Here is a 14,606-nt window from a genome sequence, read left to right on the forward strand (position 1 = left end):
ACCGTCAATATCGTCCGTAAGTCGGGGTAGCTTCTTCCATTTTTCGGCTAACCGGCGAACATCCAAGATCGACCGATTGCCACACATTATCGGGATCGTGGTGGCAAACTGCCCGCAGACACGCGCGTCGCAACTCGCACTTTCGCGCCTGAATCGCACAAGCCGCCCCACGTCCCGATGAATACACGCCTGCTCAGTCTCACACGGATCCCATTCTTTCTGCCGCTCTCCGGCGCGACGCTGATGCTCGGTGTCGCGATGTCCTTCACCGCACCGTATCTGTCCTTGTTCAGCGTCGAGCAAGCGGACATGAGCCCTCTGCGGCTCGGCGTCTTCATGACCGTCATCGCTGCGAGCGGCGTCGTGGCGAGCGCTTTCGCCGGCAAATGGTCCGACAGGCACGGTCACCATCGGGAATTGCTGCTCGCGGCGCTCATCGCGTCGTCGCTCGGCTTCCTGCTGCTGTGTCTGGTGCGCAATTACGCCGCGCTGGTGGCGATCGGCGTCGTGTTTCTCGGCGCGGGCGGCTCGGCCATGTCGCTCGTGTTTTCCTTTGCGCGCGCCGCCCTGCCCGTCGATGACGCCGCCGAGCGCGCCCTCGCGCTCGCCACGCTGAGAACCGTGCTCTCGATGGCCTGGGTTTTCGGGCCTTCCGTCGGCGCGCTGGTGCTGGCCGCGGCCGGCTTCTACGGCCTGTTCCTGTTCGCGGCGGGCTGCTTCATCGCGTGCGGCGCGATCGTCTGGCGCATGCACGATTCGCCCAAGGGCGACCCGCACAGCGCGCCCGCGCACTATGCAGGCGATCCGTCATCGCTGCTCGAAGTCACCGCGCCCGACACCGATGAACTCGTGCCGCCGCACGCCGGCGTATCGCACTCGCGCGCGGAGATATGGCGCGCCACGGTCGCGATGACGCTCATCGGACTTGCGGCGAGCGCGACCATGATCGTGCTGCCGCTTTACGTCGTGCACGGCATGCATGGCTCGCGCATCGACGTGTCCGTCATGCTCGGGCTCGGCGCGCTCCTCGAAATTCCGATGATGCTCGCGCTCGGCGCACGCGGCTCGCGCCTCGACAAGCAGCGCTGGCTCGCGTCGTCGGCGGCCGTGCACACGATCTATTTCATCGCGGTCGCGGCATCGCAGAGCGTCCAGTTCCTGATCCTGATGCAGGCTTTCAACGCGTTCGTCGTGTCGGTGATTTCGTGTCTCGGCATGACCTATATGCAGGACCTCATGCCCCGCACGCCGGGCGCGGCGACGGCGCTGTTTTTCAACGCGTCGCGCGTCGGCTCGATTCTTTCCGGCGTGTTGTCCGGCGCGCTCGTCGCGGCGCTCGGCTATCGCGGCACGTTTCTCGTGTGCGGCGGCATCGCGCTGGGCGCGGCGGTGCTGTTCGCCAATCCGCCATTTGGGCTCATGGCGCAGCGTTCGCTCGCCTGGTGGAAGGCGCGACGTCAGGCGGCCCGCTGACAGCGCCTCCCGCGACGATGGCAATATAGGCGCACACCTCGTCGATCCGACACGCCAACATGCCCCAGCGCCTTCCGCCGCTCAACGCCCTGCGTCTCTTCGAAGCCGCCGCGCGCCATCGCAGTTTCAAGCTCGCCGCCGCCGAACTCAACGTGACGCCGGGCGCGGTGAGCCACGGCATCGGCGCGCTGGAGAAGGTGCTCGGCGTCGAACTTTTCGTGCGCGAGGCGCGCGGGCTTTCGCTGAGCGCGGCGGCCGAACACTATCTGCCGTATATCGCCGAAGCGTTCTCGCTCATCGCGATCGGCACGCAGACGCTGCCCGGCAAACGCACGCGCCGCGCTATCGCCGTGACCTGCGCGCCCACGCTCGCCGCTCGCTGGCTCGTCCCGCGCCTGCCGGATTTCCGCGCGCGCTGGCCCGACATCGACGTGACCATCGACACCTCGCGCCGACAGGCGGGCTTTCCCGTCGATGGCTTCGATTTCGGTCTGCGTCTCTCGCGCGGCCAGGTGGATGGCGCGTCGTGGCAACGTCTCTTTGGCGAGCGGCTCGTGCCCCTGTGCAGTCCGGCGTATCGCGCCAAGCTGACGGGCGCCGACGGCATCCCCGATCTCGCGCGCGCCGCGCTCATCCATGTCGATACCGCGAGCCAGGACTGGCAGGCGTGGATGGACGGCGCGGGCATCGACGGCCTCGATCTCCAGGGCGGCCTGCGCTTCGATACCGTCCAGCTCGCGTTCGATGCCGCCGCGGCGGGGCTCGGCGTCGTCATCGGCCGGCGTCCGCTCGTCGATCGAGAACTGGTCGCGGGCACGCTCGTCGAAGCATCCGCGACGAGCGTCGAGACGCAGACCGCGTACTGGCTCTGCGAGACGCCGCAAGCAAGCGCCCGCGCGGATCTCGTCGCGTTTCGAGACTGGCTGATCGCGCAGGCGGCAGAGTTCGTCGACGATTGCGAAGGTGACGAAGCGAAGCGGCGCGGTTGAACTGCGCTCATCCGTCGGCGAAAACTTTTCGTTTGTCAGCACGGACGTTCGCCTGCGAGGATGGCCACAAGGAGGAATAGCGCCATGTCGTCACTATCGAGCACTACCGGCACGAACCGCGCAACGACGTGGGCGCTCATCGGCGCGGCCGCGCTGATCCTGAGCGCCGCGATGGGCGTGCGTCAGACTTTCGGGCTTTTTATCGGGCCGTTTTCCTTCGATCGCGGTCTGCCCGTCACGCTGATCGCCTTCGCGATCGCACTGCACAATCTCGTCTGGGGCTTCGCGCAGCCGTTCGCCGGCGCCGCAGCCGACCGATACGGCGCCGCGCCCGTCGTCGCGATGGGCGCGGCCACGTTCGCGGCGGGCCTCGCGCTCGCGGCGGCCGCGACTTCCGGCTGGATGCTCGTGCTCGGCCTCGGGCTGCTCGTCGGCATCGGCATCAGTTGCACGAGCTTCGGTGTCGTGCTCGCGACGGTCGGACGCGTCGCGTCGCCGCAAACGCGCAGCGTCGCGATGGGTCTGGCCAGCGCGGGCGGCTCGCTCGGACAAGTGCTGATGGTGCCGTTCGCGCAGGAAGTGCGCGTGCATGCGGGCGTGGCGGCGTCGCTCTATGCCCTCGCCTTCGTGTTGCTGCTCGCCGCGCCTTTCGGCATCGTGCTCGACCGCGCGAGCCGCCGGAGCAAGGCGTCGGTGGCGGTATCGGCATCACATGAAACGCACGCGATGCCGCTGCGCGAGACGCTCGCGTATGCGTCGCGTCATCGTGGCTACCGGCTCCTGACGCTCGGCTTTTTCACATGCGGTTTTCAGCTCGCGTTCATCGCGACGCATCTGCCGGGTTATCTCATGCTCTGCCACATGCCGGTCGGGCTCGGCGCGACGGCGCTCGCGCTGATCGGCCTCTTCAACATGATCGGCAGTTGGGGATGCGGATGGCTCGGCGGACGCTGGCGGCAGCATCACGTGCTCGCGTGGCTCTATCTGATTCGCGGCGGCACGATCGCCCTCTTCGTGCTGCTGCCGACGACGAGCGTATCCGTCGTCATCTTCGCCGCCGTCATGGGGCTGACGTGGCTCGGCACGGTGCCGCTCACCAACGGGCTCATCGCGAAGGTATTCGGCACGCGGCATCTGGGCACGCTGTTCGGCGTCGTGTTTCTCAGCCATCAGCTCGGATCGTTTCTCGGCGCGTGGCTCGGCGGCTATGTGTTCGACACGACCGGTTCGTACTCGCTGATCTGGGGTGCGACGGCCGTCGCGGGTCTCGTCGCGGCGTTGCTGCACTTTCCTATCGATGATCGGCCTGTTGACGAGGCTTCTCTTGCGGGGGCGCGTGCCTGACTTATCGCTTCAACAACCAACTCCGCAGCTTCACCGCATCCTGAAAGTGCGCGTGCTCGCCCGGCGCGCCGAGAATCACGAAAAGCGTCGGCCGCCCATGCACCTGCGCGACGACGATGAGGCAATGCCCCGCCTCGTTCGTGAAACCCGTCTTCTGCAATACCACGCCCCACGCCGCGCGATAAACCAGCGGATCGGTATTGCGATACATCAGCGGCCCCGCGCCGCCGAGCACGAGCTTGTGATGCGAAGTCGCGTATTCGCGGATCGTCGGATAGCGATACGCCGCACGCGCGAGCTTCGTGAGATCGCGCGCCGTCGATACGTTGTGCGGCGAGAGACCGGTCGGATCGACGAAATGGCTGCGATTCATATGCAGGCGCTTCGCGGTGCGGTTCATCGCATGCACGAAGCCCGCGCGGCCGCCGGGATAATCGCGGCTCAACGCGAACGCGGCGCGATTCTCCGATGACATCAGCGCGATATGCAGCATCGTCTTGCGCAACAGAAGCGAGCCGACTGGCAGGCGCGAGCGCGACCACTTGAGGCGATCGACATCGGCATCGGTGATGCGCGCGGGCTTGAGCAGCGAGCGCTTCGAGTCGAGCACGACCATCGCGGTGAGAAGCTTGGTGAGCGATGCGATCGGCACGCGCGCGTCGGCGTGCTTCGCGTAGAGCGTGCGTCCGGTCGAGAGATCGACGGCGATCGCGGCGCGCGCCTGCAAGACCGGCTTGGCAGCGACGACGCTTTTCGCGTGCGCGATGAGCGGCACGAGACTCGCGACAATGAAGACGATGAAGAAGAGATGGACTTTGAGCATGACGCGATCAGATGCGCGTCATCGAAAAGAGTGGCAGCGGCATGGGGCAGCGACAGGCAAAAGAGTCCGCTACCGTAAGTTGCGCGGCTTAAGTGAAACTTAAACCGCGCGACACGAGCTAGCGCGTGCGCGCCCAGTGCGCGAGTCCCGCGCACGCGATCAGCAGGCTTCCCGTCACGAAGAACACCGAGTGCAGGCCGAGCAACACGCCGATCTGCCCGCCGATCAGCGGCCCGACGACCTGCCCGCTGAACTGCGCCGATTGCAGATAACCGAGCATCTGTCCGCTGCTGTTTTCGCTGACGGCGCTGCGCGCGAGCTTCGCGATGGAAGGCAGCAAGCCGGCGAGCGTCATGCCCATCACCATGCGCAATGCGGCGAGCTGCCACCACTGATGCACGAACGCCTGCGGAATCATCGCGATGCCGGTCAGCACGAGGCACCCGACGATCACGTTCCAGCTTCCGCTGCGGTCCGCCAGCGCGCCGAGCCGCGCCGCCGTCAGCATGCTGCCGAGCGCCGAGCACGCCATGACCACGCCCGCGATGCGCGCCACGTTATCGGCCTTCACGCCGAGCCCGCCGATGTAGACGGTGATGATCGGTTCGATCGACATGTTCGCGAGCAGCACCATCATCGCGGTCATGAGCAGCGCGGCGACCACGACATAATTCGTGCGATGCGCCTGCGTCGAATCCGTGTGCGACGCGCGCTTTTTCGCATCGTCCGGATGAAAGTCCTCCTTCACCAGAAAGATCGTGGCGAGCGCGGCCACCGCGATCATCCCCGCGCCCGCGAAGAAGGTTCCGCGAATGCCGATCAATCCCGGCAACATGCCGCCGATCAGCGGCCCGGCGAGATTGCCCGCGAGCGCGCCCGTCGACAATATGCCGAGCGCCCAGCCGGCCCGTTCGCGCGGCGCCTGCGTGCCGATCATCACCGTCGATGCCGACGCGTAACCGCCGATCAGCCCCGCGAGCAGCCGCAACGCGACCAGTTGATGCACCGAATGCGCGACGCCGATCAGCGACATCACGATGGCCATGCCGACCGCCGCGCGCACGAGCATAGGCTTGCGGCCGTAGCGATCGGCGAGACGTCCCCAGATCGGCGCGGTGACCGCGGTGCCGAGAAACGTCGCACTGAACGCGACGCCCGACCATTCGATCACCGCCGACTGCGACTCCACGCCGAGCTGCCGCACATACAGCGGCAGAAACGGCAGCAGCATGCTGAGACTCACGAGCGTCGTGAACGAACCGAACACGCAGACGGCGAGATTGCGCCGCCAGTACTGTCCGTTGCGTTCGGCATAGCCGAGCGGGATGGCTGCTGAAATAACCTGGCTCATTTCGACCTCGACGCGGTAAGCAGATCGATGGCAAGCGCACGCGCGCCCGCGCCGATCACGAACAACAAGCGGTAGTTCCCGCCGGGCACGCTCTGCGCGCCCTTTCATGAAGGCCAGTCTATATTCGATCGCCTCAAGAGAGAATCGACGCCGATCGGAAGATAATCTTCCGTTATGCGGTTGAATCGAGTTGCGATTGCTTGAAATGACGCCGCAAACGCGGAGTCGCGAAATCGACGAACGCCCGCACCTTCGGCACCGAAAGCCGTCCGTGCGGCGTCAGCAGATGCACCGGCAACGGCGCATGCTCGCTGTCCGGCAGCACGATCTGCAGCGTCCTGTCCTTCACTTCCTTCGCGACGTGATACGAAAAGAGCCGCGTGAGCCCGTGCCCATCGACGGCGGATGCCACGGCCGCCCGCACCGTGTTGACGATGAAGCGCGGCGCGAACTGCACGACTTGCGGAATCGTCGAGCCGCCCGACGTCGGAAAGCTCCACGAATCGAGGCCGAAGTGCGTCATCGAGATGATCTGATGCTGCGCGAGATCGGCGGGCTGTCCGATGCGCGGATGCTTCGCGAGATAGCGCGGCGACGCGGCCACGACGCGCCGCACTTCGCCCACGGGAATCGCGATCAGCGTCGAGTCCGACAGATGCGCGATGCGCAGCGCCACGTCGATGCCCTCGTCGATCAGGCTCACGGGCCGGTCGAGCATTTGCAGGCGCACGGAAACGGCGGGAAAGCGCGCGATGAAATCGTCGAGCATCGGACGCAGGAAGTCTTCGCCCGCGGCGACGGGCGCGGTGATCGTCAGCAGGCCGCGCGGCGCGGAACGCTCGTGCGCGATCAGCAAGTCGGCTTCTTCGAGATCGATGAGGATGCGGCGGCACGCGACGGCGTAACGTTCGCCGGCTTCGGACAGCTTGATGGTGCGCGTCGTGCGATGGAGCAGCGCCGTGCCGGTGTGCTCTTCGAGAAAGGCGATCGCCCGGCTCACGGCGGCGGGCGAGCGGCCGAGCCGCCGCCCCGCGCCCGCCAGACTGCCCTCGTCCAGCGTGGCGATGAAAACCTTCATCGCGTCGATTCGGTCCATGTCGGCTCGGTGCTTCGCGTGATCGATGAAGCGCCAAGTCTACCGGACCCGCTCGCCGCAGCGCGCCCGTGGAACGTGTCAGACCACCGTGATCGTCACGTCGATGTTGCTCTTCAGCGCCTTCGAGTACGGGCAGGTCTGATGCGCCAGATTCGCGATTTCCTCGGCCACCTCGCGCTCGATGCCCGGCAGGCTCACGTTCAGGCGCGCGCGCAGCAGGTACGCTTCGCCCGCCATGCCGAGGTCCACTTCCGCATCGACGGCGGTATCGGCGGGGAGGCGGACCTTCAGTTTCGCGGCGGCCTTGCCCATCGCGCCGATGAAACACGCGGACCAGCCCGCGGCGAGCATCTGCTCGGGATTGGTGCCCGCGCCCGTCGATCCGGGCGGTGAGAGTTTCACGTCGAGACGGCCATCGGTGCTCTTCGCATGGCCTTCGCGGCCTCCGACGACGTGCGTTTTGCCGGTGTACAGGACGGTGTCGATCTGGGTCATGATGCGTTCCTCTGTGTGTTCGAAAGTCGTTGGCTTAGTGATGCGCGAAGAGTCTGGTCACATCGTTCGTCGACGTGACGCGTGCGCCCGATTGCGCGATCGTGTCGGTCACGCCGCCGTATGCCTGCATCGGCATCGCGGCGCTTTCACTGGCGATGGTCTGCACGCTCACGCCGCGTTGAGAAGCGGGCGCGCCCGCGAGCGGGTCATAGTGCGGCGCGGGGCCGTAGCCGCTGCTGGCGAAGGCGGAACCGGCGGCGACGGCGCTGACGGCGATGACTGCGGCGGTGACGAATTGCTTGATCATGATTGAGCCTCTATGAGTAATGTCGGTCGATATTTGGTAATAACGAATCAGCTACCTTGATACAGGCTGCGCAGCGCGGCGATCTGACCATCGCGCTGTGCCTGAACCAGTTCGCGCTTCACTTCGGCGCGCGTCTTGCCGGCATTGTTCTGGCTCGCAACGGTTTGCTGGCTCTGCACGTTCACCGGGTTGGCCGGCACGGCGGCGTGAGCCACACCCGCAACAGCGCTGGCGACGAGAGCGAAAGCAACGATCGTGGATTTCATGGTGTTTCTCCTTGGCGGATCAATCGGTCGGTTGTGTGAGTTACGGCACTCGGGCGTCGCGGTGTTCGTCTTGCGTTTCACTCGTGAGCCGTCGTTGTGTGTATTTGAAGCCCCGCAGGTATCTGGCTTGTGTCCGGTATGCGGGTCTTGTGCAATGTTTTGTATCGCGCACGTTCCAGATACATTGCGATACGAAACCCGGATTAGCGCTCGGCCAGCAGCTTCTGGATCGCCGCTTCGGTCTGCGCGTAATCGCCCTCGCCGACGTGCGTGTAGGCCACCTGCCCGTGCTTGTCGATCAGATAGAACGCGGGCCAATACTGATTGCCGTACGCAGCCCAGGTCGCATAGCGGTTGTCCTGCGCGACGGGATACGTGATGCCGAAGCGCTCGATCGCGCGCTTCACGTTGTTCGTGTCCTGCTCGAACGGAAACTCGGGCGTATGCACGCCGATCACGACGAGCCCCTTGTCCGCATACTTCCGGTGCCACGACTTCACGGACGGCAGCGTGTTGACGCAGTTGCCGCACGCGAAGGTCCAGAAATCGACGAGCACGACCTTGCCGCGCAACTGCGCGAGCGTGAGCGGCGCGCTGTTGAGCCATGTGTCGATGCCGGCGAATTCCGGCGCGGCGTTGGAATGCGTGTTGGCGCTGGCGGGCGCGGCGGCGTGCACGGGCGCGATGGCCGCGCAGGCGGCCAGTCCGGCGCACGCGGCAGCGTTCTTGATGGCGGCGAGCATGTGGAAGTCCTCTGAATGCGGTAGAAAATCGGGGCGGCGCGATATGAACCCGTCGCCCCGGCAGGCCGACGTATTCATCGGCATGACCGCATTGGACTGCTCGCGCGTATCCCGCTTGTGTCGGAAAAAGGCGCGCTGCGCAATGTTATGTATCGCGCGACATGCGGGATACACTGCGATACAAAACTTCCGCCGAAGCGCGCTATAACGCAGACATCGCATCATCGGCGGGAGCTTCGAATGAAACACATGCTGGCGGTTCTCGCCTTTCTCGTAGGCGGTATCGCGACGGAAATGGCCCATCCGGTTCAGTGTCTGCTGGTCAGCCCGAGCCGGGTGCAACTCAAGCGTCAACGACAACGATCCATCGATGGAAACCACTGATCACGTATTGATCGTCGACGACGATCGCGGCATTCGCGAACTGCTCGCCACCTACCTCGAAAAGAACGGCATGCGCGTGTCGCTCGCGGCGAACGGCCGGCAGATGCGCGCCGTGCTGGAGCAGCAAGGCGCGCCGGATCTGATCGTGCTCGATCTGATGCTGCCCGGCGAAGACGGTCTCGTGCTGTGCCGCGAGCTGCGCGCGGGCAAGTATCGCGACGTGCCGGTGCTGATGCTGACCGCGCGCAACGAAGAAGCGGATCGCATTCTCGGTCTCGAAATGGGCGCCGACGATTACCTGCCGAAACCCTTCGCCGTGCGCGAGCTGCTCGCGCGCATCCGCTCGGTGCTGCGCCGCACGCGCATGTTGCCGCCGGGAATGGAAGTGAGCGAATCCGCGCCGATGCTCGCATTCGGCGACTGGCGGCTCGACACGACCGCGCGTCATCTGCTCGATGCCGAAGGCACGATGGTCGCGCTGTCCGGCGCGGAATACCGGCTGCTGCGCGTGTTTCTCGACAACGCGCAGCGCGTGCTCACGCGCGATCAACTCCTGAACCTGACACAAGGACGCCAGGCCGATGCGTTCGACCGTTCCATCGACCTGCTCGTGTCGCGACTGCGCCAGCGTCTGCGCGACACCGCCCGCGAGCCGCGCTACATCAAGACGCTGCGCAGCGAAGGCTATGTGTTTTCGGCCGAGGTCAAACCGATCGAGTCTTCGCAATGAGCACGGTAACGCCCGCTTCCCTGCTGCACTGGCCGCGCACGCTGTTCGCGCGGCTCGCGCTGATTCTCGTCGTCGGACTGGCGCTCGCGCAGACGTTCTCGTTCCTTCTGACGATGCGCGAACGCGACGATTCGATGACCCACATGATGGTGGGCTACGTCGAGCGCGAAGTGGCGAGCTCGGTCGCGCTGCTCGATCATCTGCCGCCGGACGAGCGCGCAGCGTGGCTGCCGCGTCTCGCGCGCCGCAGCTACACGTTCATTCTCGGACCCGGCGAGACGGGCGCGCCGCTGGATGCCGCGCTGTCGGAGCGCTTTGCGCGGTCCATCGGCGAGGGCATCGGCAAGCGCTATCCGCTGACGGTCAACGCCGTGCCGGGCGACAAGGAACGCTTCCAGGTGCATCTGCGGCTGTCGGACGGCTCGCCGCTCACCATCGACATGCGTCCGATGGTCGGCACGCCGCTCTCCGGCTGGTTGCCGCTGGTGCTGGTGCTGCAACTGATCGTGCTCGGCGGGTGCTGCTGGCTCGCGGTGCGCCTCGCGACGGGCCCGCTCAAGCGCCTCGCCAATGCCGCCGACACGCTCGGTCCCGATCTCAAGGCCGAGCGCCTGCCCGAGTCCGGGCCGGAGGAAGTCGCGCGCGCGGCGAAGGCGTTCAACGCGATGCAGGACCGCGTCTCGACGTACATGACCCAGCGCATGCAGATTCTCGCGGCGATCACGCACGACCTGCAGACGCCGATCACGCGCATGCGCCTGCGCGTCGATGTAATGGACGACGAAGCCGCCGGCGCGAAGCTTCAGCAGGACCTGAAGGAAATGGAGTCGCTCGTGAAGGAAGGCGTGACCTACGCGCGCACGCTGCACGGCACGAACGAAGCGCCGCGCCGCATCGATCCGGACTCGTTGTTCGAGAGCATCGTCGATGACTATCTCGATGCCGGGCAATCGGTGACGCTGCGCGGCAATATCAGCGGCGCGCTGATGGCGCCTCCGCAGGCGTTGAAGCGCGTCGTGGGCAATCTCGTCGATAACGCGATCAAGTATTCCGGCGCGGCGGAAATCGAAGTCGCGACGCGGGACGATGGCCGCGCCGTCATCGCCGTGCTCGATCGCGGGCCGGGCATTCCCGACGAATCGCTGGAGGCGGTGTTCGAGCCGTTCGTGCGGCTGGAAGGCTCGCGCAACCGGCAAACCGGCGGCACGGGTCTGGGGCTTGCCATCGCGCGGCAACTCACGCTCGCGATGGACGCGTCGCTCACGCTGCATCATCGCGAAGGCGGCGGGCTGGAAGCGCGTCTCGTCCTGAAAAAGGCGACTTAACATACGACGTCCCATATCGAACGTGGACTACACGTTAGCCCCGCTTGACGTTCGATAGCGATCTCCGCTAACGTTTGCTCCATGACGCGCGGCCCCACGCGCGCACCGGACATCGCTGGAGACGCCATGCCCCGCCGCGCTGATGTTGTACGACATCGTTTGTTTTCTCCCTCGCAGCCTTCCGGCTGACGCCCGCTTCACCCTTCCCTTCGAATCTCAGACCGGACGCCGCGCCGTGCGTCCGTGCGCTTCGCGCGCGCTCAAAAAATCCGCATCGAGGAGACTTTCATGAAGCAACCGAAACACGCATCGGCGGTGCGATCCGTCGCGCGCCGCACGTTCGTCAAATTCGCGGGCATTTCGGCGGGCGCGCCGCTCTTCGGTGCGATGGGCGCGCTCGGCACGCTCGCGGGCTGCGGCGGCCACGACGATTCGAATTCAGGCTCCGGCTCGACGCCGCCGCCCGCCGCACCGGACCCGATCTGGGGTGCGTCCGGTTCGGCGACGCAGATCGTGAACGCGCTGCAAAGCGTATCGACGTCGATGTTTCCGAGCCGCCAGTTCCTCGTCACCGATTACGGCGCGAAGCCCTGCGCGGTCGTCGCGGCGGCGAATCCGTACACCGATCCGACGAAATCGCCATTGAGCACCGGCGCCGATCAGACCAACGCGCCCGGCTCCTTCGACTCGCGTCCAGCGTTTCTCGCGGCCATCGCGGCCTGCAACGCGGCGGGCGGCGGGCATGTCGTCGTGCCGGCGGGCGCGTGGTATTGCGCCGGCCCGATCGTGCTGCTGTCCAACGTCGACTTCCATCTGTCAGCGAACTGCACGGTCTACTTCAGCCCGAATCCCGCTGATTACGCGAAGGACGGCCCGATCGATTGCGGCCCGAACGGCAAGCTCTTCTACAGCCGCTGGCAGGCGAACGACTGCCTCAACTACGGCCCGCCGGTCTACGCGCGCAACCAGAAGAACATCGCGGTCACGGGCGAAGGCGATACATCCGTGCTCAACGGCCAGGCGATGACGCCCTTCGCCGGCAGCGGCAACACCGCGACCTGCTGGTGGACATGGAAGGGCAACAACGGCGTCTATGGCTGCGTGAATTCGTCGACGCCTTCGCAGGCATCGAGCAACGCGAACAACGTCGATCTGAAAACCGCCGTGCCCGGCATCCCCGATGCGCTCTACGCCAAACTCACCGATCCCGCCACGCCCTGGCAACAGGACCAGAACTACCTGCCCGCGCTATCGGAGGCGGGCGTCGCGATCGAGAAGCGCATCTTCGGCGTCGGCCATTATCTGCGGCCCTGCATGGTGGAGTTCATCGGCTGCATGAATGTGCTGATGGAAAGTTATCGCACGAACAACACGCCGTTCTGGCAACACCATCCGACCGATTGCCAGAACGTCGTGATGCGCAGCGTGACGGTGGACAGCATCGGCCCGAACAACGACGGCTTCGATCCCGACGCCTGCGACATGGTGCTGTGCGAGAACGTCACGTTCAACACCGGCGACGACTGCATCGCGATCAAGTCGGGCAAGGATCTCGACACGCAATACGGCCCGGCGCAGAACCACGTCATCCAGAATTGCACGATGAACAGCGGCCACGGCGGCATCACGCTCGGCAGCGAGATGGGCGGCGGCGTGCAGCAGATCTATGCGCGCAATCTGCAGATGCTCAACAAGTTCTGGGCGACGAATTCGCTGAACATCGCAATCCGCATCAAGACGAACATGAATCGCGGCGGCTTCGTGAAGGATTTCTACGTGGACAACGTGACGCTGCCCAACGGCGTGAGCCTCACGCCGTCCGGATACGGCAGCAGCCTGCTCGCGGGCAGCCCGATCAACGCGACGGTGCCGCTCGGCGTGGCGACGGCGGCGGCGGCGAATCCGTCGGCGGCGCAGGGCGGGATCATCACGTTCGACTGCGACTATCAGCCGTCGAAGGACGCGATCCGCACGCGGCCCGCGCTCGTGCAGAACGTGAACATCTCGAACGTGAAGGCGAGCAATGTGTCGCTGAACGGCGTGACCGCTTCGTGCTTTCAGGCGATCGTCGCGCAAGGCCCGGTCGCGTTCGATTACAACGGCCCCGCGCCGACGCCCGCGATTCCGGCGATCACCGGCGTGACGATCACGGATTGCGATTTCGGCACGCCCGTTGCGGCCGGTCCCGCCACCGCGACGACGCCCGGCCCGATCTACGCGTACAACGTGCACGACATCGTGTTGAAGAACACGGTGATCGCGGGCGTGACGATGAATTCGACGGTCAGCGATCCGCGCTGATCATCGCCCGGACAGGCGTCTCGCGATGAGCAAGGGCAAGCGCAGCACGAAGCCGAAAAGAAGCCGCGCGTGCATCCATGTGAGCAGCGCGTTGTCGCGGCCATAGCGGAAATGCGAGACGCCGCCCTCTTCCGGCGTGAAATAGCGTACGGGGGCGTCGAGGTTGATCGGGCGCACGCCGCGCCAGCAGAGGCGCACCACGGCTTCGGGATCGAAGTCGAAACGGCGCATCCACGTGTGCTTGCGCATGAGTGCGGCGAGGGGCGCGATCGGGTAGACGCGAAAGCCGTACAGCGAATCGCCGATGCCCATCCAGAGCGTCTCCAGATTCGCCCAGCCGTTCGAGATGCGCCGGCCCTGAACGCGCAGTTGCGGCGCGCTCGCGTCGAATGTCGGACGGCCGAGGATCATCGCGTCGGGCGCGCGCATCGACGTTTGCATGAAAGCGCCGATCAGCGCGGCGGGATGCTGGCCGTCGGAGTCCATCGTCAACGCGTGGGTGAAGCCGAGTTTTGCGGCTTCGTCGAGGCCCGCGAGAATCGCCGCGCCTTTGCCGCGGTTCTCCGGTAGCACGATCACGTGAAGGCCGGGGTCGGTTTTGGCCATTTTTAAGAGGCGCTCGGCGCTGCCGTCGGTGCTGCCGTCGACGACGACCCATACCGGATTCCACTGTTCCCGCGCGCCGCGCACGGTTTCGTCGACTTTCTCGCCAGGGTCGTAGCTTGGGATGAGGACGAGATGTGTGGACGATGCGCGTGGTGATGGCATTGAGAAAAGCGACGAGCGGGAGGGATGTGGTGGATTTTAACGTCTGTGGGGGGAGGTGCTTTGGGGTTTTGATGGATCCCGTTGGCGTGTTGGTTTATTGGCGTTGCCCCTGTGCGGGGCGGCAGTCACTTTCTTTGCAGCAGTGTATGGACCGGAGACATGGGTAACAGGTGTGTCAGGACATGGGTAACACATTTAGCTCCTTTCGCCG

General features: G+C 65.5%; 15 protein-coding genes. 7 read left to right on the forward strand and 8 right to left on the reverse strand.

The features are described 5' to 3' along the window. Window positions 1–177 precede the first annotated feature (177 nt). From QCE73_RS24875 to QCE73_RS24885, 3 genes are all read left to right on the forward strand, one after another. Window positions 178–1,473: a sugar efflux transporter gene (locus QCE73_RS24875; protein ID WP_309883995.1), complete on the forward strand. Its 1,296-nt coding sequence runs from the start codon at window positions 178–180 to the stop codon at window positions 1,471–1,473. 59 nt (window positions 1,474–1,532) lie between these two features. Then, window positions 1,533–2,462 carry a LysR substrate-binding domain-containing protein gene (locus QCE73_RS24880; RefSeq protein WP_309883996.1) on the forward strand — a complete coding sequence of 310 codons (930 nt, stop codon included), beginning with the start codon at window positions 1,533–1,535 and terminating at the stop codon, window positions 2,460–2,462. Between the two features lie 84 nt (window positions 2,463–2,546). Beyond that, window positions 2,547–3,806, forward strand: coding sequence for an MFS transporter (locus QCE73_RS24885; protein WP_309883997.1), 1,260 nt, complete (start codon window positions 2,547–2,549; stop codon window positions 3,804–3,806). A gap of 1 nt (window position 3,807) precedes the next feature. Here the strand turns inward: QCE73_RS24885 and QCE73_RS24890 are convergent, their stop codons facing one another. From QCE73_RS24890 to QCE73_RS24920, 7 genes are all read right to left on the reverse strand, one after another. Further along, a complete protein-coding gene (locus QCE73_RS24890; RefSeq protein ID WP_309883998.1) occupies window positions 3,808–4,629 on the reverse strand; it encodes a serine hydrolase in 822 nt (273 codons plus the stop codon). Window positions 4,630–4,747: 118 nt separating this feature from the next. Then, window positions 4,748–5,980: an MFS transporter gene (locus tag QCE73_RS24895; RefSeq protein ID WP_309883999.1), complete on the reverse strand. Its 1,233-nt coding sequence runs from the start codon at window positions 5,978–5,980 to the stop codon at window positions 4,748–4,750. Between the two features lie 172 nt (window positions 5,981–6,152). After that, window positions 6,153–7,076: a LysR family transcriptional regulator gene (locus QCE73_RS24900; RefSeq protein ID WP_309884000.1), complete on the reverse strand. Its 924-nt coding sequence runs from the start codon at window positions 7,074–7,076 to the stop codon at window positions 6,153–6,155. Window positions 7,077–7,154: 78 nt separating this feature from the next. Beyond that, a complete protein-coding gene (locus QCE73_RS24905) occupies window positions 7,155–7,571 on the reverse strand; it encodes an organic hydroperoxide resistance protein (protein WP_309884001.1) in 417 nt (138 codons plus the stop codon). Window positions 7,572–7,605: 34 nt separating this feature from the next. Continuing rightward, window positions 7,606–7,878 carry a hypothetical protein gene (locus tag QCE73_RS24910; RefSeq protein ID WP_309884002.1) on the reverse strand — a complete coding sequence of 91 codons (273 nt, stop codon included), beginning with the start codon at window positions 7,876–7,878 and terminating at the stop codon, window positions 7,606–7,608. Between the two features lie 47 nt (window positions 7,879–7,925). Then, window positions 7,926–8,144: a DUF4148 domain-containing protein gene (locus tag QCE73_RS24915; protein ID WP_035499810.1), complete on the reverse strand. Its 219-nt coding sequence runs from the start codon at window positions 8,142–8,144 to the stop codon at window positions 7,926–7,928. A gap of 203 nt (window positions 8,145–8,347) precedes the next feature. Beyond that, the gene (locus tag QCE73_RS24920; protein ID WP_309884003.1) at window positions 8,348–8,887 is read right to left on the reverse strand and encodes a thioredoxin family protein; all 540 of its coding nucleotides are present in this window, start codon (window positions 8,885–8,887) and stop codon (window positions 8,348–8,350) included. A gap of 240 nt (window positions 8,888–9,127) precedes the next feature. Here QCE73_RS24920 and QCE73_RS24925 point away from each other — a divergent pair, with 240 nt between their 5' ends. The 4 genes from QCE73_RS24925 to QCE73_RS24940 all read left to right on the forward strand — a co-directional run bounded on the left by QCE73_RS24925 (window position 9,128) and on the right by QCE73_RS24940 (window position 13,627). Then, window positions 9,128–9,271 carry a hypothetical protein gene (locus tag QCE73_RS24925; RefSeq protein WP_309884004.1) on the forward strand — a complete coding sequence of 48 codons (144 nt, stop codon included), beginning with the start codon at window positions 9,128–9,130 and terminating at the stop codon, window positions 9,269–9,271. Next, on the forward strand, window positions 9,258–10,001 hold the full coding sequence (locus QCE73_RS24930) for a response regulator (protein WP_035499809.1): 744 nt from the start codon (window positions 9,258–9,260) through the stop codon (window positions 9,999–10,001). The genes QCE73_RS24925 and QCE73_RS24930 overlap by 14 nt, the downstream gene beginning before the upstream one ends. After that, entirely contained in the window at window positions 9,998–11,326 is a 1,329-nt protein-coding gene (locus tag QCE73_RS24935; RefSeq protein ID WP_035499808.1) for a HAMP domain-containing sensor histidine kinase, read from the forward strand. Before QCE73_RS24930 ends, QCE73_RS24935 begins: the two co-directional genes overlap by 4 nt. Window positions 11,327–11,614: 288 nt before the next feature. Continuing rightward, a complete protein-coding gene (locus QCE73_RS24940) occupies window positions 11,615–13,627 on the forward strand; it encodes a glycoside hydrolase family 28 protein (protein ID WP_309884005.1) in 2,013 nt (670 codons plus the stop codon). Here QCE73_RS24940 and QCE73_RS24945 read toward each other — a convergent pair whose 3' ends face one another. Beyond that, window positions 13,628–14,395, reverse strand: coding sequence for a glycosyltransferase family 2 protein (locus tag QCE73_RS24945; RefSeq protein ID WP_309884006.1), 768 nt, complete (start codon window positions 14,393–14,395; stop codon window positions 13,628–13,630). Window positions 14,396–14,606: the final 211 nt, after the last annotated feature.

The sequence above is a fragment of the Caballeronia sp. LZ029 genome, assembly GCF_031451275.1.
In the GTDB taxonomy this organism is placed as follows: Bacteria; Pseudomonadota; Gammaproteobacteria; order Burkholderiales; family Burkholderiaceae; genus Caballeronia; species Caballeronia jiangsuensis.

Bases quoted from the DNA above. Each gene is read 5' to 3' on its own strand.
- QCE73_RS24910 (WP_309884002.1), bottom strand. From the start codon at position 7,878: ATGATCAAGCAATTCGTCACCGCCGCAGTCATCGCCGTCAGCGCCGTC.
- QCE73_RS24945 (WP_309884006.1), bottom strand. From the start codon at position 14,395: ATGCCATCACCACGCGCATCGTCCACACATCTCGTCCTCATCCCAAGC.
- QCE73_RS24920 (WP_309884003.1), bottom strand. From the start codon at position 8,887: ATGCTCGCCGCCATCAAGAACGCTGCCGCGTGCGCCGGACTGGCCGCC.
- QCE73_RS24915 (WP_035499810.1), bottom strand. From the start codon at position 8,144: ATGAAATCCACGATCGTTGCTTTCGCTCTCGTCGCCAGCGCTGTTGCG.
- QCE73_RS24905 (WP_309884001.1), bottom strand. From the start codon at position 7,571: ATGACCCAGATCGACACCGTCCTGTACACCGGCAAAACGCACGTCGTC.
- QCE73_RS24895 (WP_309883999.1), bottom strand. From the start codon at position 5,980: ATGAGCCAGGTTATTTCAGCAGCCATCCCGCTCGGCTATGCCGAACGC.
- QCE73_RS24940 (WP_309884005.1), top strand. From the start codon at position 11,615: ATGAAGCAACCGAAACACGCATCGGCGGTGCGATCCGTCGCGCGCCGC.
- QCE73_RS24925 (WP_309884004.1), top strand. From the start codon at position 9,128: ATGAAACACATGCTGGCGGTTCTCGCCTTTCTCGTAGGCGGTATCGCG.
- QCE73_RS24890 (WP_309883998.1), bottom strand. From the start codon at position 4,629: ATGCTCAAAGTCCATCTCTTCTTCATCGTCTTCATTGTCGCGAGTCTC.
- QCE73_RS24935 (WP_035499808.1), top strand. From the start codon at position 9,998: ATGAGCACGGTAACGCCCGCTTCCCTGCTGCACTGGCCGCGCACGCTG.
- QCE73_RS24930 (WP_035499809.1), top strand. From the start codon at position 9,258: ATGGAAACCACTGATCACGTATTGATCGTCGACGACGATCGCGGCATT.
- QCE73_RS24880 (WP_309883996.1), top strand. From the start codon at position 1,533: ATGCCCCAGCGCCTTCCGCCGCTCAACGCCCTGCGTCTCTTCGAAGCC.
- QCE73_RS24875 (WP_309883995.1), top strand. From the start codon at position 178: ATGAATACACGCCTGCTCAGTCTCACACGGATCCCATTCTTTCTGCCG.
- QCE73_RS24885 (WP_309883997.1), top strand. From the start codon at position 2,547: ATGTCGTCACTATCGAGCACTACCGGCACGAACCGCGCAACGACGTGG.
- QCE73_RS24900 (WP_309884000.1), bottom strand. From the start codon at position 7,076: ATGGACCGAATCGACGCGATGAAGGTTTTCATCGCCACGCTGGACGAG.